Source organism: Exiguobacterium sp. SH0S1 (assembly GCF_004337165.1).
Lineage (GTDB): Bacteria > Bacillota > Bacilli > Exiguobacteriales > Exiguobacteriaceae > Exiguobacterium > Exiguobacterium aurantiacum_A.
Map to the genome: position 1 here is coordinate 147120 of NZ_SJVC01000003.1, position 24971 is coordinate 172090.

General features: G+C 52.2%; 29 protein-coding genes. 24 read left to right on the forward strand and 5 right to left on the reverse strand.

Annotation, left to right across the window (positions count from 1 at the left end):
* Positions 1–24 precede the first annotated feature (24 nt).
* From EVJ20_RS09820 to EVJ20_RS09840, 5 genes are all read left to right on the forward strand, one after another.
* Positions 25–672, forward strand: coding sequence for a response regulator transcription factor (locus tag EVJ20_RS09820; RefSeq protein ID WP_070328077.1), 648 nt, complete (start codon positions 25–27; stop codon positions 670–672).
* Entirely contained in the window at positions 672–1940 is a 1269-nt protein-coding gene (locus EVJ20_RS09825) for a HAMP domain-containing sensor histidine kinase (RefSeq protein ID WP_131465846.1), read from the forward strand. The genes EVJ20_RS09820 and EVJ20_RS09825 overlap by 1 nt, the downstream gene beginning before the upstream one ends.
* Positions 1931–2671 carry an AAA family ATPase gene (locus EVJ20_RS09830; protein WP_131490630.1) on the forward strand — a complete coding sequence of 247 codons (741 nt, stop codon included), beginning with the start codon at positions 1931–1933 and terminating at the stop codon, positions 2669–2671. The genes EVJ20_RS09825 and EVJ20_RS09830 overlap by 10 nt, the downstream gene beginning before the upstream one ends.
* A gap of 353 nt (positions 2672–3024) precedes the next feature.
* Positions 3025–4542 (forward strand): diguanylate cyclase, encoded by a 1518-nt coding sequence (locus EVJ20_RS09835; protein ID WP_131465848.1) that lies wholly within the window; start codon positions 3025–3027, stop codon positions 4540–4542.
* Complete coding sequence (locus EVJ20_RS09840; protein ID WP_131505127.1) at positions 4539–5033, forward strand: hypothetical protein; 495 nt, start codon at positions 4539–4541, stop codon at positions 5031–5033. The genes EVJ20_RS09835 and EVJ20_RS09840 overlap by 4 nt, the downstream gene beginning before the upstream one ends.
* Before the next feature lie 42 nt (positions 5034–5075).
* On the opposite strand, the gene EVJ20_RS09845 is transcribed toward EVJ20_RS09840, so the two are convergent.
* Complete coding sequence (locus EVJ20_RS09845; RefSeq protein ID WP_161568109.1) at positions 5076–5948, reverse strand: ROK family protein; 873 nt, start codon at positions 5946–5948, stop codon at positions 5076–5078.
* A gap of 136 nt (positions 5949–6084) precedes the next feature.
* Here EVJ20_RS09845 and EVJ20_RS15350 point away from each other — a divergent pair, with 136 nt between their 5' ends.
* The 4 genes from EVJ20_RS15350 to EVJ20_RS09860 are packed head-to-tail and all read left to right on the forward strand — an operon-like array spanning position 6085 to position 8188.
* Entirely contained in the window at positions 6085–6207 is a 123-nt protein-coding gene (locus tag EVJ20_RS15350) for a hypothetical protein (protein WP_255417728.1), read from the forward strand.
* Positions 6204–6905, forward strand: a complete 702-nt coding sequence (locus tag EVJ20_RS09850) for an ABC transporter permease (protein ID WP_131508092.1) — start codon at positions 6204–6206, stop codon at positions 6903–6905. The genes EVJ20_RS15350 and EVJ20_RS09850 overlap by 4 nt, the downstream gene beginning before the upstream one ends.
* Positions 6898–7509: a class I SAM-dependent methyltransferase gene (locus EVJ20_RS09855; protein WP_070328084.1), complete on the forward strand. Its 612-nt coding sequence runs from the start codon at positions 6898–6900 to the stop codon at positions 7507–7509. The genes EVJ20_RS09850 and EVJ20_RS09855 overlap by 8 nt, the downstream gene beginning before the upstream one ends.
* A gap of 16 nt (positions 7510–7525) precedes the next feature.
* The gene (locus EVJ20_RS09860) at positions 7526–8188 is read left to right on the forward strand and encodes an NAD(P)H-dependent oxidoreductase (protein ID WP_070328085.1); all 663 of its coding nucleotides are present in this window, start codon (positions 7526–7528) and stop codon (positions 8186–8188) included.
* Between the two features lie 38 nt (positions 8189–8226).
* On the opposite strand, the gene EVJ20_RS09865 is transcribed toward EVJ20_RS09860, so the two are convergent.
* Together EVJ20_RS09865 and EVJ20_RS09870 are read right to left on the reverse strand one after the other, a co-directional pair.
* A complete protein-coding gene (locus EVJ20_RS09865; RefSeq protein WP_131441238.1) occupies positions 8227–8862 on the reverse strand; it encodes a nitroreductase family protein in 636 nt (211 codons plus the stop codon).
* Positions 8859–9305, reverse strand: a complete 447-nt coding sequence (locus EVJ20_RS09870; RefSeq protein ID WP_070328087.1) for a MarR family winged helix-turn-helix transcriptional regulator — start codon at positions 9303–9305, stop codon at positions 8859–8861. The genes EVJ20_RS09865 and EVJ20_RS09870 overlap by 4 nt, the downstream gene beginning before the upstream one ends.
* A 180-nt stretch (positions 9306–9485) precedes the next feature.
* On the opposite strand from EVJ20_RS09870, the gene EVJ20_RS09875 reads away from it, so the two are divergent.
* The 6 genes from EVJ20_RS09875 (at position 9486) to modB (ending at position 15660) form a co-directional block, all read left to right on the forward strand.
* Positions 9486–11678 carry a malate synthase G gene (locus tag EVJ20_RS09875; RefSeq protein WP_131505128.1) on the forward strand — a complete coding sequence of 731 codons (2193 nt, stop codon included), beginning with the start codon at positions 9486–9488 and terminating at the stop codon, positions 11676–11678.
* Positions 11675–11971 (forward strand): hypothetical protein, encoded by a 297-nt coding sequence (locus EVJ20_RS09880; RefSeq protein WP_070328089.1) that lies wholly within the window; start codon positions 11675–11677, stop codon positions 11969–11971. The genes EVJ20_RS09875 and EVJ20_RS09880 overlap by 4 nt, the downstream gene beginning before the upstream one ends.
* 66 nt (positions 11972–12037) lie before the next feature.
* Complete coding sequence (gene aceA, locus EVJ20_RS09885) at positions 12038–13318, forward strand: isocitrate lyase (protein WP_070328090.1); 1281 nt, start codon at positions 12038–12040, stop codon at positions 13316–13318.
* 148 nt (positions 13319–13466) lie between these two features.
* Positions 13467–14174 (forward strand): iron-sulfur cluster repair di-iron protein, encoded by a 708-nt coding sequence (gene ric, locus EVJ20_RS09890; RefSeq protein ID WP_131508094.1) that lies wholly within the window; start codon positions 13467–13469, stop codon positions 14172–14174.
* A 110-nt stretch (positions 14175–14284) separates the two neighbouring features.
* Positions 14285–15022, forward strand: a complete 738-nt coding sequence (gene modA, locus EVJ20_RS09895) for a molybdate ABC transporter substrate-binding protein (RefSeq protein WP_131508097.1) — start codon at positions 14285–14287, stop codon at positions 15020–15022.
* The gene (modB, locus tag EVJ20_RS09900; protein ID WP_131508099.1) at positions 15019–15660 is read left to right on the forward strand and encodes a molybdate ABC transporter permease subunit; all 642 of its coding nucleotides are present in this window, start codon (positions 15019–15021) and stop codon (positions 15658–15660) included. Before modA ends, modB begins: the two co-directional genes overlap by 4 nt.
* On the opposite strand, the gene EVJ20_RS09905 is transcribed toward modB, so the two are convergent.
* Positions 15657–16028, reverse strand: a complete 372-nt coding sequence (locus EVJ20_RS09905; protein WP_131465863.1) for a DUF3221 domain-containing protein — start codon at positions 16026–16028, stop codon at positions 15657–15659. The two genes, modB and EVJ20_RS09905, sit on opposite strands and share 4 nt — an antisense overlap.
* 133 nt (positions 16029–16161) lie before the next feature.
* Here EVJ20_RS09905 and EVJ20_RS09910 point away from each other — a divergent pair, with 133 nt between their 5' ends.
* From EVJ20_RS09910 to EVJ20_RS09940, 7 genes are all read left to right on the forward strand, one after another.
* Complete coding sequence (locus EVJ20_RS09910) at positions 16162–17277, forward strand: MFS transporter (protein ID WP_070328095.1); 1116 nt, start codon at positions 16162–16164, stop codon at positions 17275–17277.
* A gap of 13 nt (positions 17278–17290) precedes the next feature.
* A complete protein-coding gene (locus EVJ20_RS09915) occupies positions 17291–17545 on the forward strand; it encodes a hypothetical protein (protein ID WP_131441229.1) in 255 nt (84 codons plus the stop codon).
* Entirely contained in the window at positions 17538–19784 is a 2247-nt protein-coding gene (locus EVJ20_RS09920) for a molybdopterin oxidoreductase family protein (protein ID WP_070328097.1), read from the forward strand. The genes EVJ20_RS09915 and EVJ20_RS09920 overlap by 8 nt, the downstream gene beginning before the upstream one ends.
* Entirely contained in the window at positions 19781–20323 is a 543-nt protein-coding gene (locus tag EVJ20_RS09925; RefSeq protein ID WP_070328098.1) for a 4Fe-4S dicluster domain-containing protein, read from the forward strand. Before EVJ20_RS09920 ends, EVJ20_RS09925 begins: the two co-directional genes overlap by 4 nt.
* Before the next feature lie 20 nt (positions 20324–20343).
* Positions 20344–20850, forward strand: coding sequence for a QcrA and Rieske domain-containing protein (locus EVJ20_RS09930; protein WP_070328099.1), 507 nt, complete (start codon positions 20344–20346; stop codon positions 20848–20850).
* Positions 20840–21040: a hypothetical protein gene (locus EVJ20_RS09935; RefSeq protein WP_131508101.1), complete on the forward strand. Its 201-nt coding sequence runs from the start codon at positions 20840–20842 to the stop codon at positions 21038–21040. The genes EVJ20_RS09930 and EVJ20_RS09935 overlap by 11 nt, the downstream gene beginning before the upstream one ends.
* Positions 21041–21153: 113 nt before the next feature.
* A complete protein-coding gene (locus EVJ20_RS09940; RefSeq protein WP_070328101.1) occupies positions 21154–21846 on the forward strand; it encodes a Crp/Fnr family transcriptional regulator in 693 nt (230 codons plus the stop codon).
* Here the strand turns inward: EVJ20_RS09940 and EVJ20_RS09945 are convergent, their stop codons facing one another.
* Entirely contained in the window at positions 21847–22359 is a 513-nt protein-coding gene (locus tag EVJ20_RS09945; protein ID WP_236633528.1) for a hypothetical protein, read from the reverse strand.
* Positions 22360–22581: 222 nt separating this feature from the next.
* Here EVJ20_RS09945 and EVJ20_RS09950 point away from each other — a divergent pair, with 222 nt between their 5' ends.
* Both EVJ20_RS09950 and moaA read left to right on the forward strand, forming a co-directional pair.
* Positions 22582–23898 (forward strand): MFS transporter, encoded by a 1317-nt coding sequence (locus tag EVJ20_RS09950; RefSeq protein WP_131441227.1) that lies wholly within the window; start codon positions 22582–22584, stop codon positions 23896–23898.
* A 59-nt stretch (positions 23899–23957) separates the two neighbouring features.
* Entirely contained in the window at positions 23958–24968 is a 1011-nt protein-coding gene (gene moaA / locus EVJ20_RS09955; protein ID WP_016507982.1) for a GTP 3',8-cyclase MoaA, read from the forward strand.
* Positions 24969–24971 lie beyond the last annotated feature (3 nt).

Below are 24971 nucleotides of genomic sequence, written 5' to 3' on the forward strand. Positions count from 1 at the left end.
ATAATGGGAGTGGAGGCGATACAGATGAACGTGCTCGTAGTGGAAGATGAACAGAAGCTAGCGGACGGGATGGCCCGTTTTTTGACGTACGCGGGCTTTACTGTCAGCGTGGCGAGGACACTCGCCGAGGCGAAACGACTGCTTGATCAGCCGTTCGATGCGGTACTGCTCGACGTTCGCCTGCCGGACGGGGAAGGATGGACGCTCATTCCGAGATTACAGACACTTCAGCCGCGGCCGGCCATCGTGTTGACGACGGCACGCGGGGAAGCCGATGACCGGGTGTTCGGTCTTGAGCTCGGTGCTGACGACTATTTGGTCAAACCGATCGTCTTGAAGGAGCTCGAGATTCGATTGAAGCGTCTCGTCAAGCAGACGGATGGCATCGTGTTCGGTGATCTGAAAGTGGATGAAAAATCACGGACGGTGACGGAAGACGGGAAACCGATTCGATTGGCCAATAAGGAGTACGAACTGTTGCTCTATTTCATGAAGCATATCGGGGAAGCGCTTGACCGGAACCGATTGCTCGACGACGTGTGGGACTATACGTTCGTCGGTGACACGAGGACGGTCGACACGCACGTTAAACAGCTCCGCGACAAGTCCAAGACGATCAAACGGCAGTTGAAGACGGTGCATCGGGTCGGTTATCGATTGGAGGACGTGTGATGAACCGGTTGATGAAAAAGTTGTTGTGGACCGCCATTCTCCCGCTCGTGGTCATGGCCGTGCTCACGTTCGGACTCACGTCGCTCTTGATCGGCCGCTTTGCCGAGACGGAAAGCTACGCCCAGCTCGAGCGTGAAGCGGACATCGTCTATGACGCATTAGCTGAAGGGCGAGGCATACCGGGACAGCTCAACGTCCTCGTGTTTCAAGACGGCGAACCGATCGATCTTGACCGAGGCGGACGGATGCGGCGACAGATGACACCGACGCTGAACCCGGACGCATTAGCGGCACGCGATCAAGTCAGCGTAAACGGTACGCGTCTCTTGACGTTTTTACGAGAAGAAGGAGACATTCAAATCGTGACGTATACGAATGCGCCGCTAGCGAATCCCCAGTTCCGTCAAATCTATATGATTCTCGGGAGTGGCTTCCTGCTCGCCCTCGTCGCGGCGATAGGCGTGACGTATTGGATGGGGCGGCGCTTGACGTCACCGCTCGTCCAATTGAAACAAGCGGCAACGGCGATCATGGCAGGAACACACACAATCAACTTGCCGCCGGTCACAGACGATGAAATCGGTGATTTGACGGAAGCGGTCGATCAGATGAATCGTGCGCTTCAAGAAAAAGAGACGCTGCAAAAGACGTTCATCTCTGGGGTCACACACGATGTTCGGACACCGCTCGCCATCGTTCGCAACGAGGCAGAGATGCTCGAGCTCGGCGTCGTCAAGCCAGAAGACGTCTCATCGACAGGACGGAGCATGACCGAAGAAGTTGACCGGATCGATCGTCTCGTCACGCAAATGCTCGAGTACTCGAAGTTATCGTCACGAAGTCTGCCGCTCCAGATCGAGCCGATCCGATTGGACGGACTCGTTCGTGAGACGGTGGCACGAATGGAAGACTGGTTCCGGCATAAACAAGTCACCGTCCAACTCGAACTCGAAGCGGTCACGCTACAAGCCGACCAAACGGCGATGGAACGGGTGTTGTCCAACTTTCTTCATAACGCCTACCAGGTGAGTCCCGACGGTGGCGTCATCACAATCAGAATTGTCGGAAACCGACTCGAGATCGAGGATCAAGGTCCGGGGCTCGATGATAGGATGCGTGCGAGCGTATGGGATATGTACGTCAAAGGTGACCGGTCGAACGGACACGGTCTTGGACTCGCCATCAACAAGTTGTTGCTTGAAGCGCAGCAACTCAATTACGGGGTCGAATCAAACGAGGGGGCGATTTTTTGGATCGAATGGGATTGAACTTATTTTTACGAGGTGTCCGCTTAGAACGAGATCGGATCGAAACGCCAGGGTATCCGTTTTCGCTCCCGATTTTTGAAGCGTTTGACGAATTGACGTTGACGAAGCCGGTCACGTTTTTAGTCGGGGAAAACGGCAGCGGCAAGTCGACGTTGATCGAAGGGATGGCGATTGCCGCCGGATTCAATCCGGAAGGCGGGGCGACGACGTTCCGCTTTGAGACCGAGTCGACGCATAGCCCGCTGTTCGAGGCGTTGCGCCCAATTCGTAGTGCGTATCGCCCGAAGGACGGTTTTTTCCTCCGGGCCGAGACGGCGTATCAGCTATCAAGTTACGTGGACGAAATAGCGCGATCGAGTCCAGACCCTGAACGATTTTACGAATCGTATGGCGGTCGCTCACTCCATGAGCAGTCGCACGGGGAAGCGTTCTTGTCGCTCATGCTCCACCGTTTCCGGGGCGCGGGCCTCTATATTTTAGACGAGCCGGAGGCCGCGTTGTCGCCGATGCGTCAATTGACGATGCTCGCCCGGATGCATGAGCTCGTGCAGGCCGGGAGCCAATTCATCATCGCGAGCCATTCACCGATTCTCATGTCGTATCCGGACGCGGCGATTTTGGAAGTCGAGGCGGGGCTCGCGCCGACGACGTTCGATGAACTCGAACACGTCCGGGTCATGCGCGACTTTTTAGCGGCACCGGAGCGGATGCAACGGATTTTATTTGAATAACAAAAGGCGGCCCCGGCCGCCTTTTGTTATGACTTCGTGATTTTCCGCAACAAAATGATCGCGACGCTGACACCGGCAGCGATCAGCATGTACGTCCCGATCGATGAGAGCGTGTCTATCCAAAAATCCATTAGGTTTCCACCTCACTTGATTCGGTTAATTGCTTCCATCATTTCACGTTACTGTGCTAAAGTACACGAAATAATGATGTAAAACAAACGTTGAAGTCTATTGGAAAATCTTTCAATAAACTTAAAAGTTTGGTCAGTAATTGGGCGAAAACTGTCCCACGTTTGAATAATCGCTCTATAATAGACGTGTAGAGATGATTATTGACGAAATGAGGGGTAGCGATGGTATACGGTTTATTGATTGTTGGCATCGTCCTGATCACACTCGTCATCAACGTACTGCGCTTGATGACGACCCCATCTTTGAACCGTTGGCTACTCGTTGGGGCGAGTAGCCTTGTCGTGATTTGGCATGGGATTCTGTTCGACTTTTATGATTTACATTGGTCGGTGCTGCTGCTCATCGCGACCGGCCTCATCTGTTTTCAATGGACGGGCATGGTGACCGCCATTCTTGTCGGTTGGTTGCTCGTCTATAGCCAATCAGGAGATTTATCGTTTCCGTTGTTGCTCAGTTATATCTTTTTCGGACTTGGTGCCGCGCTCTTGTTCGGTTATATTAAACAATTGAAACGGGAACGATCGGATCGATTACGGATGTTGACGACAAGTTCTCGTCAATTGAACGTGTTTCGTGAAGTCAGCTTCACGATGCAAGATACGCTCGACCCGGACCGTCTCCTCCAGACGATTTTGACGTCAGTGACGGCAGGTCATGGGCTCGGCTTCAACCGCTCGATCATCTTTTTTGCCGACCCGGAAAAAGACAGCATTTACGGCGTCATGGGGACGGGACCGATGAATCCCGAAGAAGGGTATCAAATTTGGGAAGAAATCACACGGCAACATTATGACCTTCAACGATTGATTGACGAGAAAGAGACGGACTCGACGCAAGACGAGCAATTGAACGAGCGAATTCGCAAAATGACGTTCCCATTTAATTCCAATCATGTATTTAAACAGACGCTCGACTCGGGCCGACCGCAACACGTCTATGCGAGCATCACCGATGATGCGGTCCTACGACTATTACATACAGAGTTACAGATGGATGAGTGCACGATCTTCCCGTTACATCATCAAGGTATCCCGTACGGATTGCTCGTCATCGATAACGTCGTCAACAAGAAGCCGATCACCCCTCAAAAAATCGATGGGGTTCGGCCCATCGCGGAACAGGCATCGCTTGCGTTGCATCAGACGACGCTTTATCAACGGATTGAGACGCTCGCGCTCCGTGACGGACTGACTCGTTTGAAGAACCATCGCTCGTTCGAGCAAGATTTGGATGTATTGTTCCGCGAATGTGATGAAGACGAACTGTCGCTCATCGTCATGGACATCGACCACTTCAAACATTATAACGATACGAACGGTCATTTGGCGGGGAACGAACTGTTGACGCGACTCGCGAGCGTCATTCGCCGAAGTGTACCCGACGAACAGATGGCGTATCGGTTCGGCGGCGAAGAGTTTGTCGTCTTGCTCCCGCGATTCGATGAGATCGGAGCGACGTATGTGGCCGAAACGATTCGTTCAGCCGTGCTCGGTACAACATTCATGCACGGGAATCAACAACCGGGTGGGCAGTTGACGCTCAGTTTTGGCGTCGCCTCGAAGCATACGCTTCGTGATCAGACGGTCGAACAGTTGATTGAATGTGCGGACCAGGCGCTTTATGCGGCCAAGTCACGCGGGAAAAATCAAGTCTGTCGCTGGGAAGGGGTGACGCTATGAGTGAGTTTAGCGTCATGATGATGGCGGTCGCCTTTGTTGGGACCATCTTGCTGTCGAGCCGGTACTGCTATCTATTCATCTTACGTCACATCGCCAAGCGTGAGGCGGCGGCATTGCACGTTTCGTTACAAGACGTCTCGTTCTCGTTTGATCAGATGGTGTACTTTATTGCCTTGCCGACGACAATTCCCGAAGTAAGGGACGCGATGAAAGACGAGCTCATCATCGAGCCGTATTACGAGTCGCACTTCTTTCCTGACGTGAACGGGATACAAGTCTCCGTTAAATCGGGACAGGAAGTGATCCCGATTACGTATTTGCCAATCGATGACTTCAGTTTACCGATCTTAGATCGCTATCTAGAGACGCGGAAAATCGATGAGCGGACGAACCGCATCATTCGCGCCCACGTGATTGTTCATGATCGGACGCTCCAAGCGATCCGGGACGAGGTGTATCACCACTTGCATGAGGACCGCATCAGACAATAGAAAACAGGGTTCCTTCACCAAGCGGTGATGGAAACCCTGTTTTTAGTTCGTTAAAAGGTGGAACCGGACAGCGCCGATCAAGTTGGCCTCATTGAAGTGGGCGCACGTCTCGACGTCGATCCGGAACGTACCGAACGAATCCGTGAGCGCATCGAGGTGACGCTTGATGCCGTCACGGACTTCAGGCCGCCGGCTGATGCCGCCACCGATCAAAATCCGTTCCGGGTCGAGCCCGAACTGGAGATTGTAGAGTCCGATTGCATTCCAACGATAGAAGTTTTCGAGTTCCTCATGGATACGTGAGTCCGATTGAAGGTCGAACACGTCTTTGCCGGTGAGGGGCAGTCCGAGGCGATCACTGCACCGCTTCACGAGAACGGCCGTCGCACCGACTTTACTCCACGTGCCGTCCGGGTGGGGGGCATTCGGGTCAAGAATCCAATAGCCGTACTCGCCGCCATGGAAGTGTGAACCGACCATGACTTCGTTCGAGTCGATAAAAGCACCACCGACACCTGTGCCGATGACGACTGTCGCATAACGTTTCAAAGAAGCGGCGGCCCCGGTCCATCCTTCGGCGAGCGCTGCCGCGTTCGCGTCGTTTAGGACGGTGACGGGTAAGTTGTACTGGTCTTGAAACGGCTCGAGGAAAGGCTGTTCGTGAATGTAGGGGAGGGCGGTAACGCCGTGAATCACCCCGGTCGACGAATCGACGGCGCCTGGAGCGCTAAAGGCGATTCCTTGGATCGGTCCCGCGGCTTGCGTGTTGTTCACGATTGCATCGATCTGTTCGAGAAATGCTTTCCACGTCTTAGGGGTCGGGACGTGGTCGTTCGACAGAAGTGTCCCATCAGTTTGGACGACTCCGTATTTGATACTCGTACCACCGATATCGATGGCTAGATAATGTTGCATAGTACTTACTCCTTTACGGGGGATTTTGTTGTCAAGGCTATGTTTGGGGCATGGTATGATAGATAGACAAGAACACATGCTTATCCACATTAGCGCACCATGCCAAATGATGCAAATCGGTCGCGAGGAGGTTCACATGGATGTTCATATCGGGAACGCCGGTTTTGAGACGGAAGCGGCGAAACGACAGCTGCGCGACTCGATTCAATCGGTAAGCAGGACGTTGTTTGAAATGGTTGAACATGTGGCCGTGCGATGACAGCTCGGTATTTATTGAAGCGACGCGTGATGGACCATGCGGCCAAGCGTTGGAACACGTGGCGGCTCAGATTGTACGTCGTGTTTCCGCTCTTTTTCTTTCTCGGTTATCAGTATATCTTGTGCTGGCAAGGTGGTCTTGATTGGGTCGGCGACGTTTCGGCGTTCGTTTGGGCGGTGCTCTTCCTGCTCCTTGTCGTCAGCGATACGTTTTTCATTTGGGTCGAACGAGCAGATGTCACGCGAAGCACCGGCGATGCGCTCATCAAGGTGTTGAAGCGCTATTCGCTGTCCTATCATATCGTTAAGCTGATCATTAAATATGGTGTGGTCGTTTCGTTGTTTAGGCCGGTGCTCGTCGATTGGGGATGGACACATGCTTCAATTTTGTCATTCTTCTTGTCGGTTCTCCTAATCGCTTGGCTCCATATGTGGACTCAGTATCAGTTACAGATTAGGCGAAGCCATTGGATGTTGCGGGTTAGCGTCACGATCATCGCCATGATTTGCCTATATGCGTTCCTTGACGGCCGTCCGCTCGCGGCAGTCGTCTTCGGCAGTGGTTTCGTCGCACTGGCACTTTATGCCGGGGAAGGTTGGATGTCGCGTCAGCCGTACCTTGATCGCGAAATCGACTTGGCCGAGGCGTTGCATGATTCATTCTTCCAAAAAATCAAGAAGGGACACTTTCATGACTGAACAACAATATGAACGACTGCTACAAATCGAGACGGTGAAGCCTCAGCAAGGCTTCCCGACCTCGGTCGAATACCATCGCTATGAGCCGACCCCATATGCTGCGCTCGACTTGTTGCGCGACGCCTATCCGCTCGAGCCGACGGACACGGTCGTCGACTTTGGATCCGGGAAAGGGAGGTTGCCGTTTTATCTCGCCTACACGTTCCGTGTCCGCGCCATCGGGGTCGAGATGGATGGGGGCTATCACGAGGAGGCGCTTCAAAACTGGGTCAACTATACGAAGAAGCATCGGTCGCGTGGGAGCGTCCAGTTCGAGTGCGCGTATGCCGAACGGTTTATGATCCCACCTGAGGCGAACCGATTTTATTTCTTCAACCCGTTCTCGGTTCAAGTGTTCCGCCAAGTCGTTGCCAACATCCTCGACTCGGTCGAGCTCTCGCCGCGTCCGGTCGATATCATCCTCTACTATCCGTCCGACGATTATTTACACTTTTTGAATGATGAGACACCGTTCCGTTACGTCCAAGACGTCCGATTGCCGCTGAAGAATCTTCATGAACGGTTTCTCATTTATCGATTTGATATGATGGAGTCATCTTGGTAATGGGGAGTGGATTTGAGTGAAGAAAAAAGATATTTTAGAAGCGTACCGTTGGCGTCAAGCGACGAAAGAGTTCGACGCGGACCGCAAGATTGATGAAAGCGACTTTGAATTTATCCTGGAGACGGGACGGTTGTCACCGAGCTCATTCGGCTTCGAGCCGTGGCAGTTCGTCGTCGTCCGTCGCGAAGATTTACTTCAAAAAATTAAGGACAACACGTGGGGTGCTCAAGGACAAGCGTTGACGGCGAGCCATTTCGTCTTGATCTTGGCCCGGACTCCGCAGGAAATGCGCTATGATTCGGACTATCTGCGCCATATCATCACGGGCGTCCAAGGACGGACCGAGGATGAATATGCGCTCCGAATCAAACGAGTGCAGGAGTTCCAAGAACAAGATTACCGTCTGCTAGACGACGAGCGAGTGTTCCAAGAGTGGATCAAGCGCCAGACGTACATCCCGCTCGGCAACATGATGACGGCAGCAGCCCAAATCGGGATCGACTCATGTCCGATCGAAGGGTTCAACCAACAACAGATTGATGAACTGTTGATTTCAGAAGGTGTCATGGAACGCGGGGCCTGGTCGCTCTCGGCCATGGTCGCGTTCGGTTACCGGGCTCGCGATTTCGCGCCGAAGACGCGCCGCGACTTCAACGAGGTCGTCAAATACATCGGATGAAAAAAAGCTCAATCGCCTCGACGCGATTGAGCTTTTGCTTATTTCCAGTCTGTGATGCGGTCGATTGGGAAACGGACCGACGGATAACCTTCTTCCGCGGCTTTGCCGATCGAGAGGAGCATGACCGGGAGGTAGCGTTCTTTCTCGAGACCGAACGCTTCGGCGATATTCTTCTTATCGTAGCCGCCGATCGGGTTCGTGTCGTAGCCGTGGGCACGGGCGACGAGCATGAGCTGCATCGCGACGAGGCCTGAGTCGAGCAAGATGCTGTCTTTGATCATTTCGTTCGGTGCGTCTTTGAAGATGCCTTTGATCATGTCGACTTGGCGGTCGCGGACTTCAGGAGGCATCAGGCCGCGCTCGACAGCCGAATTGAAGATCTCTTCCGTGTAGTCGGCCATTTGGTAGTCGGCGAAGATGGCGATGACAGCCGATGACGTCTCGACTTGACGCTTATTGAAGCTCGCGAGCGGGAGGAGTGTCTCTTTTCCGGCGGCGCTGTCGATGACGACGAAGCGCCATGGCTGAAGGTTGAGCGAAGACGGTGCTGTCGTCGCTTCCTCGAGGATTTGTGTCATTTCGTCTTTCGAGATTTTGACGCTCTCGTCATAGACGCGAATCGAACGGCGTCCTTTTACAATCTCCATAAAGTCTTTCTGTGTTGTCGTGTTCATATTAGGGTCTTCCTTTCGTGTTGAATGTTGTGTTGTAACGTATTTAACAGGTCGAGCAAATGTTGTTGCTCCTCTACCTTCATGTTTACAAAAAGTCGGTCCGATAAGCACTTCTTTTGCTCGGTCCAATGTGCAATTTTGTCGCGACCGAGCTCGGTCAAGTCGACGTAGATGACGCGATTGTCTTGAAGACATCGTTCACGAGCGATCAGCCCTTGCGTCTCGAGTTGTTTCAAGTGACGGGTGATGGCCGCGTGATCGACATCGACGCGCTGTTGCAGCTCGCGTTGGCGAAGTGGACCGACGTGATTCAAGTTGCTCAAAATATCGTATCGGGTCAGACTCAGTCCATCCATTTCGGTATCGAACAGCTGGCTGAGTTCTTTTTGTACAGTGATGACGTTGTAGAGAATTTGGTCGCTAGGCGAACAAGATTCGCGCATCCATAACCCTCCTTAACTAATTGATGACTCAATCATTGATGGGTCATGTAATTCATCCTAACGTGTTTTTCGATTGCCGGCAAATAAAAAGTTTTAAAAAACCTGTTGCCAAACTGTTATATAATAGTCTATATTAAAGTCAACTGATATATAACAACAAATACGGGAGGATGTGAAGGCTTGGAACAGTATACACAAGTAGGTACTTATCGCGTACATCAGGAGCTCCTCGACTTCGTCTCGGCTCATGTATTGCCAGGAGCAGAGACGGGGCATCAGTTTTGGCAAGGAGTCGAGCGCATACTAGACGAGTTCATTCCTCGAAATGAGGCGTTGCTTCACGAACGGGAGTCGTTTGAGCGACTGTTACAGAAGTGGTACAGCGAACAGAAACAAGACTTTGACCTTGTCAGCTACGAACGCTTCCTCCAATCGATCGGCTACATCGAACCGGTCGTCCCTGATTTTAGTATCGACGTCTCAGGTGTCGATTCGGAGATCACACAGCAAGCTGGACCACAGCTCGTCGTCCCGCTCGACAATGCACGCTATGCACTGAACGCGGCGAACGCACGCTGGGGAAGTCTTTATGACGCGCTGTATGGAACGGACGTCATCGATGAAGCGGACGGAAAAACGAAGTCGGCCGGCTACAATCCGGTCCGGGGTAAAGCGGTCATCGCTTACGCCAAACAATACCTCGACGACACGTTCCCGCTTCTAACGGGTTCGCACCGGGACGCGGAAGGATACGCGGTTCGCGCCGATGAACCATACGTCATCATCAACGGACAAGACGTCCCGTTCAGCAATGACTGTTTCGTCGGTTACGTCGGGAATCCGGATAGTCCGACGAGCTTAGTGCTCGTCCATAACGGCCTCCATGCCGAACTGAAATTTGACCGGAACCATCCGATCGGCCGCACGGATGGGGCAGGGCTCACCGATATCGAACTCGAGTCTGCCTTATCGGCCATCGTCGACTGTGAGGACTCGGTCGCAGCCGTCAACGCTCGGGACAAGGTCCACCTGTACAAAAACTGGCTCGGGCTGATGGACGGCACGCTCGAAGCGACGTTCACGAAAGGCGGCAAGCCCCTTAAGCGCCAGCTGAATGAAGACCGCCGCTACACAGGCAGAAACGGACGAGACGTCGTGCTGCCGGGACGTTCCTTACTGTTCATTCGGAACGTCGGTCACTTGATGACGACAGATTTGATGCTCGACAATCAAGGAAGGGAAGTACCGGAAGGAATCCTCGACGGCATCTTCACGTCACTGATCGCGAGCCGTCACCTCGACTCAAAACGGAACTCGCGGGAACGGTCGATCTACATCGTCAAACCGAAAATGCACGGTTCAAAGGAAGTCACGTTCACGAACGACTTGTTCGACGCGATCGAAGACGTGCTCGACTTGCCGCGCCATACGCTCAAAGTCGGTGTGATGGACGAGGAGAGACGGACGTCGCTCAACTTGAAAAACTGCATCGAACGCGTGAAGGGGCGGATCGTCTTCATCAACACCGGTTTTCTTGACCGGACCGGTGACGAGATCCATACGTCGCTCACGTTCGGGCCGATGCGCAAGAAAGGCGAGATGAAGACGTCGGCTTGGCTCGATGCCTACGAACGCTTGAACGTCTTGACCGGACTCGCGGCCGACTTCTATCAACAAGCCCAAATCGGCAAAGGGATGTGGGCGATGCCTGATAAGATGCGCGACATGATGCGGGAGAAAGTCGCCCATGCTGAGTCCGGCGCGACGACCGCCTGGGTCCCGTCGCCGACGGCCGCGACGCTCCACGCGCTCCATTACCATCAAGTGGATGCGTTCCGTGTCCAACGGGAGTTGGTGCAACGATCGTTCGATATCGACAGCGAACGGAAACGCCTGCTCGAGATTCCGCTCGCGACACGCGTCTATACAGACGATGAAGTGAGGGAGGAACTCGAGAACAACCTGCAAGGGCTGCTCGGTTATGTCGTCCGCTGGGTCGAGCAAGGTGTCGGCTGCTCGAAAGTGCCGGACATCCACCATATCGGGTTGATGGAGGACCGGGCGACGCTCCGCATCTCGAGCCAACACGTGGCCAACTGGCTCTATCACGGTGTCTGTACGAGTGAGCAAGTCGAAGCGACGATGTACCGGATGGCTGAAGTCGTCGACAAGCAGAACGCGGCCGACCCGAACTACCGGCCAATGACGCCGGACGTGACCGACTCGATCGCGTATCAAGCAGCAAAAGACTTAGTGTTCCAAGGAACGGATTCGCCAAGCGGGTACACGGAACCGATCTTGCATCGCCGCCGCCGTCAGTTTTTGACACAGTCGACACTTGAATTGAACTTAAAAGGAGGAGCATCATCATGACAACGAAAAAAATCGAAAGCGAACAGTTAATCGAACGTTGGGTCGTCCGCCGCATCGTCTCTGGAGAGTCGACAGCGACGCTCGCCAATACCGCATTCGTATATGGCAACGACTTGATGCGCCTCGTGCTCGATCGGACGGACGGTTCGCTCCAAATCATGAAAGAACCGGTCGAGGAAGTCGTCGTATTCCGCAAACCAGAAGAGCGGGACGAGGAAAACGTCTGCCGCAGTTGTGGGATGGAACATTCGACGTTCAAGTCGGCACTCGAATGCTGCGCCTACTTGGATTAAGTTTGCAACATCTGTTATATAACAATTCAATTAAAACAAAACTAATATAATACAGGAGGAATAACAATGAATGAACAACGCATGCAACTCGAGAAGGTTTTTCAGTCGGAACGGTTTGACGGGGTCGAGCGTCCGTACGGAGTCGACGACGTCATGAAGCTTCGTGGATCGGTCTTGATCGAACATACGCTCGCGACGAAAGGGTCGGAACGTCTGTGGGACCTGCTCCACAAACGGGATTACGTCCACGCGCTCGGGGCGCTCACCGGAAATCAGGCGATCCAACAAGTGAAGGCGGGGCTTGAGGCCATCTACTTAAGCGGCTGGCAAGTCGCCGCTGATGCGAACTTATCAGGGCATATGTATCCGGACCAAAGCCTGTACCCGGCCAACTCGGTACCGAGCGTCGTCAAGCGAATCAATCAGGCGCTGCAACGGGCCGATCAGATTCAAACGGCGGAAGGGAAAGGGGATACGCACTGGTTCGCGCCGATCGTCGCCGATATGGAAGCTGGGTTCGGCGGTGTGCTCAACGTCTTCGAGCTGACGAAAGCGATGATCGAGTCTGGTGCGGCCGGTGTCCACTTAGAAGACCAGCTGTCTTCGGAGAAAAAGTGTGGTCACCTCGGCGGTAAAGTATTGCTCCCGACGCAAACGGCTGTGAAAAACTTGATCGCGGCGCGCCTAGCAGCAGACGTCATGGGCGTATCGACGATTATCGTCGCCCGGACGGACGCGCATGCGGCCAACTTGATCACAAGTGACATCGACCCGATTGACCATCCGTTCATCGTCGGCGACCGGACGCCGGAAGGCTTCTACCGGACCGAGGCCGGCATCGAGCAGGCGATCGCCCGCGGTCTCGCCTATGCTCCTTACGCCGATCTCGTCTGGTGCGAGACATCGGAACCGGACTTGCAAGAAGCACGCCAGTTCGCGGACGCAATCCATGCGAAGTATCCTGGAAAAATGCTCGCCTACAACTGTTCGCCTTCGTTCAACTGGAAGAAGAAGCTGTCTGACGACGAGATCGCGACGTTCCAACAAGAGATTGGGGCGATGGGCTACAAGTTCCAATTCGTCACACTCGCCGGGTTCCATTCGCTCAACTTCGGCATGTTCGAGCTCGCCCGCGGCTATAAAGATCGTGGGATGGCAGCATATTCTGAGTTACAACAAGCCGAATTTGCGGCCGAACAACACGGCTACACGGCGACGCGCCATCAGCGTGAAGTCGGCACCGGCTACTTCGATGAAGTCTCACTCGTCATCTCGAGCGGACAGTCGTCGACGACCGCGCTCGCTGGATCGACCGAGGCGGAACAGTTTGAAACGCCATCACATTGACGAACGCCCCTTGAAAAAGGGGCTTTTTTTGTGTGTCTAAATATGGAACGAGGCGATTTTAGTTGCTTAAATGTGACGTATTTCACATTTTTAAAGTTGAACGCTTGCTACGCTGAACATGTCAAAACGAACATGGAGGTTATGACAGATGACACAAACATTCACGAGCGACACGCACGTATCTGAAATCGTCAAGCAATGCCCGCAAGCAGCAGACATTTTTAAACGGAATCGAATCGATTTTTGTTGCGGAGGCAATCGACCGCTCGCTGAAGCGACAGACAAGTCGAAACGATCGACGGAAGATATTTTAGAAGAAGTCAACGCGCTCTATCGACGCAAACAGGAGATGAACGAAACGAGCATCGATTGGGATGCAGCTTCGTCTTCGGAATTGATTGAGCATATTATTTATAAGCATCACCAATTTTTGACGGATGAATTGCCACAGCTCACACCATATGTGACGAAAGTATTCCGCGTGCATGGACAAAACCATCCACACCTTGGACGCATCCATCAGTTGTTCAATCAATTGAAAGTGGAGCTTGAACAGCATATCGTCAAAGAAGAGATGGAAGACTTCCCGATGTTGCTTCGACATGAGTCGGCACCGACGGCTGAGACGGAACGTAAGATTATGACCATTTTAGAAGCGCTCGAGTCGGAACATGCAGCGGCCGGTGACATTTTGAAAGAACTTCGTCACATTACGAACGACTATACGCCGCCTGAAGGTGCGTGTGGGACGTATCGACTCGTCTACCAACGTCTAGAGGCACTAGAATCAGATACGTTCGAACACATTCACCTTGAGAACAATGTTTTGTTCCCGCGTGCACGTACGCTTGTCTGACAGATACAATTTACACCTCCATCACGTGGAGGTGTATTTTTGTGACATTTGATACAGAAGGAACGCGAGTCAATCGCTACGATAAAGGAGAAGCAAAGGAGTGATCAATCATGAAGCGGGTGAGTGGAGTCATCGTCGGGGTAGCGGTCGTCCTGTTATTGAGTCAAATCTGGTCAAGTCCTTCTGGCGCCCATGACGAGACCGTGACGATTTTAGCGGCGGCGAGTTTAGGACCAGTCCTAGAGCATGTGGAACGACAACTTGAAGCCGAACTCGGCGACGTCGACATCCGCGTCGTCACGAACGGGAGTGGCGCCTTACGATCCCAAATCAATCACGGGTCTCCGGCTGACATCTTTTTAGCCGCTAGTGAGGAGGATGTCGACAAGTTGCAGGTGCCCGTGTTAGACCGGGATGCGTTCTTGAAAAACGAGTTGTGGTTTGTGACCCCAAAGGGAAAAAGTTGCACGAGTGAGTGGCAGGAATTGGAGTTGTGCGCCCGAATCGTCATTGGAGACCCGGTGAACGTTCCGGCAGGCCGTTATGCGAAAACGGCGTTGGATGAAGCGGAAGTATGGGGACAGGTGAAATCTCGGATTATCTTTGCCCAAAACGTGAGACAAGTGCTTACGCTCGTCGAGCAAGGGGATGCGAATGGGGGATTCGTGTATAAAACAGAGCTGACAGAAGGTGTCGCAGCGCTTCAAGCCGTCTCGCTTGAAGCGACCGGCATCATCTCCTATCCGGCTGTCCGTTTGACGCATGGTCCATATGTGCGTGACGTATATGAGCGTTTATTCGATGACGATATTCAAGCGATTTTTTTAGCAAAGGGGTTTTCTAAATGACGCAGTCCCCACTGCAACTTACTTTCGAAGTCGGGTTTATCGCGACGATGCTTGCCTTCGTCCTCGCGTTCTGGGCCGCCTATCTCATGCATCATCGCCAGTTTAAAGGGAAATGGTTGCTCGAGACGCTATTTTTATTGCCGCTCATCTTGCCGCCGACCGTGATTGGTTTATACGCGTTGATCGTTCTTGGCCACAACGGGATTGGGGGACTGTTGCCGGTTACCATCTTGTTCACGAAACAAGCGAACATCATCGCCTCTGCCTTGGCGGCTTTCCCGCTCGTCTACCAGACGATTCGGCTCGGGTTAAAACAGTTGGATGCGGAATGGTACGAGGCCGGTCGCGTGCTCGGTGGAACGGAACGTCAATTGTTCACGTATGTCACGATTCCGCTTCTTTTACCCGCTTTGACGAGCGGATTCGTCCTCGGATTTGCCCGTTCGATCGGGGAATTTGGTATCACGATGATGATTGCTGGGAATATTCCGGGCGAGACGATGACGCTCGCCACAGCGATTTATATGGCCACGTTAAACGGGGACATGACCCAAGCGCTCATTTGGAGCGGATGGTTGGTCGGCCTGGCGTTTTTAGTCTTGTGGCTGAGCGAACGTTACGGAAAGCGTCAATATTAGTCGAGCACGTCGACTTTTTTCACATAAGATCGGTTCGGAGTGTTGAGAATGCTCGGACCGGTCTTTTTCCAAATGTGAACGTGGTCGCCGACCTCAATCTGTTCGAACGTTGCCTTCACTTGAAATTTGAACCAGCTCACGTTTTCAGGGTCGGCTCGTGCGAACAACGCATCAGCGGTTAGTTTTGCCTCGTCCGCACTGATGCCGCTGATGATGAGGGCGGTGCGGTCAGATTCATTCACTTCGATCACATAGCCTTCGACGTCCGGTTCGGTCGTCGCCCGGTTGGCGAAGACGAAACCGATGGAAAAGACGACGAGCATGGCCGTGATGGTCAGAAACAAAAATATTTTAATAGAAGATTTCATAGCGTGCGCCTCCTTCGTTCATTATTCTGTCACGTCTCGAATCGCTTATCTGTGAAAAAAGTAACAGTTAAGTCTAGATGTCATCTTTATGATGAAACTATGAAGTCGTTCGGAAAGAGAAGGGGGAACACATATGACTGATCGTCATTTTTATTCGACCGCCGCGAAGTGGTCGTTCGTAGGATTTACCGTCTTGGTGCTCTCGACGTGGGTTGCCTCGGCAGGATTTGAGCATGTGGATATGGCGTTGTTTGGTTATTACATTGCCGCCGTCATCTGTATGATCGGGATGGTCGTCCGGTTGACGTTATTCTTTGCCCGGCCGGCCACCTCGCAAGTGTTGAAGCGAAGTCTCAAACAGATGAAATCAGAAAAGAAGCGTGCCAGTAAAGCGATCGCCGCGACGACGGTCAACAACATCGTCTTGCAGAAATTTATTTGGGAGCGTGGATGGTACCGCTGGACCCAGCATATGTTAATCGCTTGGGGATGCCTCGGATCGTTCGCCATCACGTTCGGTTTGACGTTCCAATGGATGCGTTTTGATTTGATCGACATCGAGACGTATCAAATCGTCGTCTTTAATATTCCGACGATCAAGATGGCCGCTCACGGGCTGTTCGCCGAGATGGTCTATAACGGCTTGAACATCACCGCGCTCATGCTTTTAGTCGGGGTGCTCATGGCGCTTTATCGCCGCATCAACGATCAAGACGTAAAAGTGACACAGCGGTTCGAGTTTGATATTTTGCCGCTCCTCATGTTGCTCATCGTCACTGTATCGGGTTTGTTATTAACTGTTTCGTACGTGTTCTTCGGTGGATTTATCCATCATGAGCTCGCCTTGTTCCATCAATTGACGGTCATCATCTTTTTATGTTACTTCCCGTTCGGCAAGCTGTTTCACTTACCGGTCCGCCCGATGGCTGCTAGTGTACCGATGAACTATCGGGAAGTCGAAGCGGACGAGACGCGCGTCTGTGCCGGATGTGGCACACGCTATGCGACGGACAATCAAGTCGAGGACGTCCAGGCCATCCTACAAGCGCAGACAATCCAGCTCGGCTTGCAAGATGGGACACAGCTGTCTGACTATTGCCAACCGTGTCGCCGTTCGATGCGCGTGAAGATGCAGTTGAATTTAATGAACGGTCAGTTGCCGACACACCCGGTCGATACGAACACGGGCATGTCGATGCCGGGATTCGGGCGCCCAAAGGAGACGAAAGATGAGACACCTGTGCGTTAAATGCGGAGAACCGATGGGTACGCATGAAGAGATCGAACAAGTGAAACAATTGCTCGAAGGGTCGGACCAACTCGTGAAAGTAGACGAAGCACACACGGTCCAAGATCTCTGTCATTCCTGTCGTCGTCGGGCCCGTCTCGATTCGGCGTTAGGACGGTCTGGAAGTGACGGAATGCATTATCCGCTTCAAACGATCAACGGCTATCACGTCAGTGGATTTTCAAAACGAAGAGCGGAAACGTTCTATGGAGGGGAAGACGATGAGTGACTTTTTAACGTCGCCAGAAGTACAAAATTTAATCAAACCGGGCGAGAAATTGATTACGACCCATTGTTGCTACTGCGGGATGCAGTGCGGCATGCACATTCGCGTCGATGAGAAGACTGGGGCCGTCAAAGGGGTTGAACCCCGCTATGATTTTCCGGTCAACAAAGGAAAGCTTTGTCCGAAAGGGGTCACTGCCTATCAGACGATCGAGCACCCAGACCGCATTTTGACACCGCTCATCAAACGGAACGGAAAGTTTGAACAAGCGACATGGGAAGAAGCGCTCGACGTGATTGAAGAGAACTTCAAACGGATCCAACGGGAGCATGGAAAAGATGCGGTTTCCGTCTTCGGTGGTGTCTCGATGACGAACGAAAAGTGTTACCTCGTCGGGAAGTATGCTCGCGTAGCGCTCGGGACACGGTTCATCGACTATAACGGACGTTTCTGTATGTCGTCGGCTGCCGGCGGATTTTTGAAGACGCTCGGGATCGACCGCGGGGCGACGCTGCCGTGGACCGAGTTTGAGCACGTCGACACGTTCTTCGTCGCCGGTTCGAACATCGCCGAATGTCATCCGACGACGACGCAACATATTTGGAAAGCAAAAGATAAAGGGGCCAAGATCATCGTGGCCGACCCACGCGAGATTCCGATGGCACGCGTGGCCGACGTCCACCTCGATTTGAAACCGGGAACGGATGCGGCGCTCGCGATGGGGTTGCTCAACTTCCTCGTCGAACACGACTACGTCGATCAAGCTTACGTAGACGAACGCTGCGATAACTACGAAGAGTTGAAGGCGTCCGTCCGGGACTGGTCGCTCGAACGAACGAGCGAAGTGACTGGGGTCGCGATCGAAAAAATTGAAAAAGCTGGTCATATTTATGGGAAGAGCCCACGATCAGTCATGTTGTTCGCTCGTGGTGTCGAGCAACAGTCAAAAGGGGTCGACAACGTATCGCTCTACACATCGATGGCACTTCTGCGTGGCATGATCGGGAAATTCGCCTCTGGCGTTGCGACGATGACCGGACAAGGCAACGGACAAGGTGGGCGCGAGCACGGACAAAAAGCCGACTTGTTGCCAGGATACCGCAAACTCACCGACCCGAAAGCGGTCGAATATGTGAGCGGGGTCTGGGGCATCGATCCTTCCGAAATGCCGAAACCAGGCGTTTCCGCGTTCGAGATGTTTGATGAAATTCAAGCTGGGACGATCCGAGCGATGCATCTCATGTGCTCGAACCCGGCCGTGTCGGCACCGAACCTTCCATACGTCTGGGACAGTTTCAACAAGCTTGACTTCTTCGTCGTCAGTGACTTCTTCATGTCTGAATCTTGTGAGTTCGCGGACGTCGTGTTGCCTGCTTGTTCTTGGGCGGAAGATGAAGGGACGACAACGAATTTAGAAGGACGAGTGATTCGGATTCGAAAAGTCCGTGAGCCGCTCGGAGAGTCGCTCCCAGATTGGGAAATCATGAAACGAATCGCTGAACGAATGGGCCGTGGACAATACTTCCCGTACGAAACGCCGCTTGAGATTTGGGAAGAGTTCCGGATCGCCACGAAAGGCGGACCGGCTGATTATTCCGGTATCACGTGGGATCGGATCGACAACGAATACGGTGTGTTTTGGCCGTGTCCGTCCGAAGATCATCCTGGTACACCGACGATGTTCAAAGAACGCTTTGGGACGGCGAACGGGAAGGCGAATCTACCGGTCGTCACGTATCGTCCGGCGGGAGAATACGCGAATGAAGAATATCCGGTCACGCTCACGACAGGTCGGGTCGTCTTCCACTACCTTACGGGGAACCAGACACGACGCATCGATTTCTTGAGCACGATGTCAAAACTGCCGTTCGTTGAGATTCATCCTGAGCTCGCATCAAGCTATGGTCTTCAAACGGGCGACAAAGTCGAATTGAAGACACGCCGCGGCTCCATGATCGTCGAAGCACGTTTAACAAAAGCGATTCGAAAAGACACGGTCTTCGTCCCTTACCACTGGGGCAAAGAGCTCGCGATCAACCAATTGACGAATCCGTGCCTTGACCCGATGTCGCGCATGCCCGAATTCAAAGTATGTGCGGTTAAAATGAAAAAATTGCCGGCTAATACCCCGCTGCACGTTAACCCGTTGACGGTTCCACTCGGTTCGAGCGTGCCGTTCATGGCGGACCATGCGATTGCGACGAGCTGTCACATCATGGATGAGGAGGTTCCTACAAAATGAATAAGGTCATGTATTTAGAATTTGAACGCTGTATCGGCTGTCGGGCCTGTCAAGCTGCTTGTCGGGAATGCGGGGACCACGATGGGCTCGAGCGGAACTACGTTGACTACATCGATTTCTCGGAGAGCCGTCAGACGTTCCCGATGATCTGCATGCAATGTAAAAATCCGGCCTGTGCCCAGGTCTGCCCGGCCAATGCGATTCAAATCACGCCAGAAGGCGTCGTGTTGTCCGCTTCGGAAGAAAAATGTATCGGCTGCCGCAACTGTACGTTCGCCTGCCCGTTCGGGATTCCAAAGTTCGATTTTGAGAAGAACAAGATGTACAAGTGTGACATGTGCTATGACCGCTCAAAACATGATATCGCGCCGATGTGTGCGTCTGTTTGTCCGTCGGATGCGATTCGCTTCATCGATCATGACGAGATGATGCAATTGCGCCGCCAGCGCGTGCAAATGAACATGATTGAAGGGAAAAAACCATCCCAAGACGATAAGTGGAATTACGTCCCTGAATTCTTTGGCGTCTATTCCGACTGAGGAAGAAAGGAAGATGACTTATGTCAAAAGAACCAAAAGACCGGGAACGATTATCCGGACTCGTTGATAACTTGAGCCGAGCTGACGATGTGAAATTGAATCGCCGCGCGTTCATCAAGTCGACGTTCGGTGCCGGCATCGCGCTCGGTCTCGCGACAATCCCGTTCAATATCGCAACTTTCGTCCGCAGCGAGCCGAGAACCGACCGTCAGTTCATCACGACGGTCGAGGCGCTCGAACAGGGAAAATCGCTTGAATTCGAATATCCGGGCACGGAACCGTCACTTCTCGTCCATTTGAAGACCGGCGAATTTGTCGCCTATAATAATAAATGTACGCATTTGCAGTGTCCGGTGTTCTATGTGGAAGAAGAAGACGTGCTCTTATGTCCATGCCACCGCGGTTATTTTAGTGTCGACGGTCAACCGCAGTCAGGACCGCCACAGCGAGAACTTCCTAAAATCTTGCTTGAGATCGAGAACGGGAAGATCTTTGCGGTCGGAAGAGAGATTCATCATGGGGCCTAAAGTATGGAGTTTAATCGGTCTTGTCATTTTATTGGCAACGAATATGATTCTATTTCAATATACAATCGAAAGCTATATGGTGTATGACCACGCCTCGATGCGTCTATTCATGAGCATCGCCATTATAAATGTCGGCTTGATTATATTGTTATATCGATATTGGAAGAAAATTGAATATAGTGATAAATAATAACCTGCCCTTTGAAGCGCTTCCAAATGTTGATTGCGTTTCAAAGGTATTTGTGTTTAAAATGAAGTCAAGCTTCTAAATTGCACAGGTTTTTTTTAGGAAGGTCGGTGGAAATGACTCACTCTAGTAAAACGATGGTGCTCGATGAAACGAAAAAATTGGCCCATCGGATCATCCATGTTCCAAAAAATGGTTTCTTGTTTCGGGAGCAGGAGGATGCGTCTGAATTTTATATTGTAAAAAGCGGGCTGATCCAAATCTCGAAATTGACCGAGAACGGGAAAGAGTTGACGTTACGTTGTTTGAGTGCGGAGGCTTGTTGCGGAGAATTGACGCTATTCGCGATCGAACCAAGATATTTATTCAACGCGAAAGCGTTAGAGGATAGCGAGATTTATGCCGTCAAAATTGACCGGATTGAAACGATGATTTTATCGTCAAATCCTGAGTTTGTTCGCGAGTTCATGATTATGATCAATGAACATATGCGGAAACAACATACAAAATTCCGAGACTTAGTATTGAACGGGAAAAAGGGAGCGCTCTACTCGACGCTCATTCGGATGGCGAACAGTTATGGGGTTGAAGTGGAAGATGGAATTCTCATCGATTTGAAACTCAAAAACCAAGAGCTCGCCAACTATTGCGGCACATCGCGTGAACGCGTGAACCGTATGTTGAACGAGCTCGCGCAAGACGGCGTCATCTCGTTGCCGTCTCGTCAAATCATCATCCATGACCTAGCACGGTTAAAGCTACTCAACCATTGTGAAGACTGTCCCGTCTCGGTCTGTGTCATCGATTGATCACATGACGGCGGCAAGCGCTAGCTCGCCTTCGAAATGTTCTAATCCGTCGGCCTCGATTGTGCAGGCCGATACATAAAACGCACCGTCTTCAACCAGTTCGTAAGACCGGAGTACACCTTCGGCAAGTTTGACGCCGTTTGCGCGGACCTCAACGACGACGCCTTCCATCGAACGGACACGGGCGGCTGCTAAAAAGTCTAGCCAGCGTTTGAACTGGCGGTAGACGGTTACCGTCGTCCCGTCTCTTAAATAGCCAATGACAGCTTTTGAATCCTCAATCGTTACGTCGTGGTGGGTATCGATTCGAACGAGCAAGTTGTGAAGTGCCTCTAGCTCTTCCATCGGGCTTTCGAGTGGAAACGTCAGCTCGATCCCGTCCTCTGTAAACGTAGCTTCGGCAATCGACGTGCCGAAGACACGAAACACGTGGGCACCGTCTTGACTATAGAAATATGGTTGCAGCGCCAGTCGAACCTCTGGTGTGCATTGAATTTGAATCAGATGTGACATCTTCATCCCTCCTCTATTCCTTATCGTAAGGAATTGGGGAGGGATTTTCTGTGTTCAATGTCACAGAAACAAAAAGAAGAAGATATTGTCACAGATTGATGACAGGGCAATTAAAACTATCAAAATGCGAAATAAGTGTGAAAGAAGGCACACTTTTTTTATAGGGGGGTCGATAGGATGGGATTAGGGTACGAATTGAACCGTTAAGAGGAGGAATAGACAATGCAACAATTAGACAAAGGATCGCACGCGCTCGCCGAGTGGACGCCAGAGGATGCAGGGTTTTGGGAAGGGACGGGAAAACAAGTCGCCAATCGGAACTTGCTCGTCTCCGTCCCGGCATTGACACTCGCGTTTATCGTCTGGCAGATGTGGTCGGTCGCGGCCGTTCAATTGAATTCAATCGGGTTTAGCTTTACACAAGGTCAGTTGTTCACATTGGCCGCACTACCTGGACTCGTCGGGGCGACGTTGCGCTTTTTCTATACGTTTGCGAACAGTATATTCGGCGGAAGGAACTGGACGATCTTCTCGACGTCGGTGCTATTGTTGCCGCTTCTCGGCATCGCTTACGCTGTCCAGAACGTGAACACACCTTATTGGGTATTCATGATTTTAGCCGCCCTCTGTGGCCTCGGAGGTGGGAATTTCTCTTCTTCAAACGCTAACATCGGTGCGTTTTATCCGAAAGCGAAAAAAGGAACGGCGCTTGGCATTAACGGAGGTATCGGAAACTTGGGTGTCTCGCTCGTTCAATTGATCACTCCGCTCGTCATTACGACAAGTATTTTCGGGTTCATCGGTGGGAACGCGCTTGTGACGGAGACCGGTCAACAGATTTGGCTACAAAACGCCGCGCTCCTCTGGGTCGTCCCGACGATTGTGTTGGCTCTCTGTGCGTATTGGTTTATGGATAATTTACCGACCGCACGCCAGTCGCTCCGTGATCAGGCGAGTGTATTCAAAGAAAAGCATTTTTGGATTCAAACGTTGCTCTATACCGCTGCATTCGGCTCGTTCATCGGCTATGCGGCAGCATTCCCGATGATTTTGAAGTTGAAATTCCCTGAATCGGATTTGATGGCGCTTGCGTTTCTAGGAGCGTTCCTCGGCGCATCTTCGCGCCCGTTTGGAGGCTGGATTAGCGATAAGGTCGGAGCGGCCAAGGTGACGCTCGTCGTGTTCGGTATCATGGCGCTCGGGACGATATCGGTCATCATGGCCATCACGAACAACAACTTGACGATGTTCTTCTTGTCGTTCGTCGTCTTGTTCATTGCGACCGGCCTCAACTCAGGTGCGACGTTCGCGATGATCCCCCACGTGTTCGTGGCGACGAAAACACCAGCCGTTGTCGGGTTCTCGGCAGCATTCGCGGCATATGGAGCGTTCTTCATTCCGAAGATGTTCGGTTGGTCGCTTGAACTCGTCGGCTCATTCAACGGTGCGCTGTTCGTCATGCTCGGACTTTATGCGATTTCGATCGCGACCACGATTTACTACTACTTGCGAAGCGGGGCTGAGAAACCGATTCGCTGACAACCGAGGAAGGGACTTTGATAGTCCCTTCTGTCGTTGATTGACAGAGAGGATGAATCATGATGACACCATGGACTGATCGACGGAGACGACCGTTAGAAGATTTACGCATCTCGGTTATTGATAAATGTAACTTCCGTTGCCGCTATTGTATGCCGGAAGAGGCGTTCCGCCACCATCAATTCTTAAAACGAGATGAGCTGTTGTCGTTTGATGAAATCGAGCGGTTCGTTCGCATCGTTGCGCCACATGGTGTGAGAAAAATTCGTTTGACTGGGGGCGAACCGCTGCTCAGGCCAAATCTTGATGAGTTGATTCGCCGCCTCCGCACCGTCACGACAATCGAGACGATCGGTTTGACGACGAACGGCGTCTACTTGGAGCGAATGGCTAAAGTATTGAAACAAGCCGGGCTCGACCGGGTTAACGTCAGTCTTGATGCCTTGTCGCCCGAGACGTTCGGGATGATGAACGGTCGGGGCACGTCACCGGAGGCAGTCCTCCGTGGCATTGATGAGGCGAAACGGCAAGGTCTTGAAGTGAAAGTGAATATGGTCGTCCGAAAAGGATGGAACGATCACGAAGTCGCGCCGATGGCCGCTTATTTCAAAGAGCGAAACATCACACTCCGATACATCGAATTCATGGACGTCGGCACGGCGAACGAGTGGAACGTCGAGCATGTCGTTTCTTCTGAATCGATTCTCGAGGTGTTGAAACAACGAAATGGATTACTCGAACCACTTGCACCTGAATCACTAGGAGAAGTCGCACAACGTTACCGTTACACCGATGGAGCGCAAGTCGGTTTCATCTCATCGGTCAGTCAACCGTTCTGCGGGACGTGTACGCGAGGCCGCCTGTCGAGTGACGGTAAATGGTATACGTGTCTTTTCGCTGAAGACGGGACTGATATTCGTGAACTGCTCCGCAGCGGGGCGAGCGATGATCTCATCGCCATGACACTGAAGATGGTGTGGGAAGTACGCGACGACCGTTATTCAGAAGAGCGAACACGGACAGGGAATCGGACACGCAATCGTATTGAAATGAGTTATATCGGAGGATAGAGA

Excerpts from the sequence above, each read along its gene's own strand:
- EVJ20_RS09820 (WP_070328077.1), top strand. The coding sequence starts at position 25 with ATGAACGTGCTCGTAGTGGAAGATGAACAGAAGCTAGCGGACGGGATG.
- EVJ20_RS09825 (WP_131465846.1), top strand. The coding sequence starts at position 672 with ATGAACCGGTTGATGAAAAAGTTGTTGTGGACCGCCATTCTCCCGCTC.
- EVJ20_RS09830 (WP_131490630.1), top strand. The coding sequence starts at position 1,931 with ATGGGATTGAACTTATTTTTACGAGGTGTCCGCTTAGAACGAGATCGG.
- EVJ20_RS09835 (WP_131465848.1), top strand. The coding sequence starts at position 3,025 with ATGGTATACGGTTTATTGATTGTTGGCATCGTCCTGATCACACTCGTC.
- EVJ20_RS09840 (WP_131505127.1), top strand. The coding sequence starts at position 4,539 with ATGAGTGAGTTTAGCGTCATGATGATGGCGGTCGCCTTTGTTGGGACC.
- EVJ20_RS09845 (WP_161568109.1), bottom strand. The coding sequence starts at position 5,948 with ATGCAACATTATCTAGCCATCGATATCGGTGGTACGAGTATCAAATAC.
- EVJ20_RS15350 (WP_255417728.1), top strand. The coding sequence starts at position 6,085 with ATGGATGTTCATATCGGGAACGCCGGTTTTGAGACGGAAGCGGCGAAA.
- EVJ20_RS09850 (WP_131508092.1), top strand. The coding sequence starts at position 6,204 with ATGACAGCTCGGTATTTATTGAAGCGACGCGTGATGGACCATGCGGCC.
- EVJ20_RS09855 (WP_070328084.1), top strand. The coding sequence starts at position 6,898 with ATGACTGAACAACAATATGAACGACTGCTACAAATCGAGACGGTGAAG.
- EVJ20_RS09865 (WP_131441238.1), bottom strand. The coding sequence starts at position 8,862 with ATGAACACGACAACACAGAAAGACTTTATGGAGATTGTAAAAGGACGC.
- EVJ20_RS09870 (WP_070328087.1), bottom strand. The coding sequence starts at position 9,305 with ATGCGCGAATCTTGTTCGCCTAGCGACCAAATTCTCTACAACGTCATC.
- EVJ20_RS09880 (WP_070328089.1), top strand. The coding sequence starts at position 11,675 with ATGACAACGAAAAAAATCGAAAGCGAACAGTTAATCGAACGTTGGGTC.
- aceA (WP_070328090.1), top strand. The coding sequence starts at position 12,038 with ATGAATGAACAACGCATGCAACTCGAGAAGGTTTTTCAGTCGGAACGG.
- ric (WP_131508094.1), top strand. The coding sequence starts at position 13,467 with ATGACACAAACATTCACGAGCGACACGCACGTATCTGAAATCGTCAAG.
- modA (WP_131508097.1), top strand. The coding sequence starts at position 14,285 with ATGAAGCGGGTGAGTGGAGTCATCGTCGGGGTAGCGGTCGTCCTGTTA.
- modB (WP_131508099.1), top strand. The coding sequence starts at position 15,019 with ATGACGCAGTCCCCACTGCAACTTACTTTCGAAGTCGGGTTTATCGCG.
- EVJ20_RS09905 (WP_131465863.1), bottom strand. The coding sequence starts at position 16,028 with ATGAAATCTTCTATTAAAATATTTTTGTTTCTGACCATCACGGCCATG.
- EVJ20_RS09910 (WP_070328095.1), top strand. The coding sequence starts at position 16,162 with ATGACTGATCGTCATTTTTATTCGACCGCCGCGAAGTGGTCGTTCGTA.
- EVJ20_RS09915 (WP_131441229.1), top strand. The coding sequence starts at position 17,291 with ATGGGTACGCATGAAGAGATCGAACAAGTGAAACAATTGCTCGAAGGG.
- EVJ20_RS09920 (WP_070328097.1), top strand. The coding sequence starts at position 17,538 with ATGAGTGACTTTTTAACGTCGCCAGAAGTACAAAATTTAATCAAACCG.
- EVJ20_RS09925 (WP_070328098.1), top strand. The coding sequence starts at position 19,781 with ATGAATAAGGTCATGTATTTAGAATTTGAACGCTGTATCGGCTGTCGG.
- EVJ20_RS09930 (WP_070328099.1), top strand. The coding sequence starts at position 20,344 with ATGTCAAAAGAACCAAAAGACCGGGAACGATTATCCGGACTCGTTGAT.
- EVJ20_RS09935 (WP_131508101.1), top strand. The coding sequence starts at position 20,840 with ATGGGGCCTAAAGTATGGAGTTTAATCGGTCTTGTCATTTTATTGGCA.
- EVJ20_RS09940 (WP_070328101.1), top strand. The coding sequence starts at position 21,154 with ATGACTCACTCTAGTAAAACGATGGTGCTCGATGAAACGAAAAAATTG.
- EVJ20_RS09945 (WP_236633528.1), bottom strand. The coding sequence starts at position 22,359 with ATGTCACATCTGATTCAAATTCAATGCACACCAGAGGTTCGACTGGCG.
- EVJ20_RS09950 (WP_131441227.1), top strand. The coding sequence starts at position 22,582 with ATGCAACAATTAGACAAAGGATCGCACGCGCTCGCCGAGTGGACGCCA.
- moaA (WP_016507982.1), top strand. The coding sequence starts at position 23,958 with ATGATGACACCATGGACTGATCGACGGAGACGACCGTTAGAAGATTTA.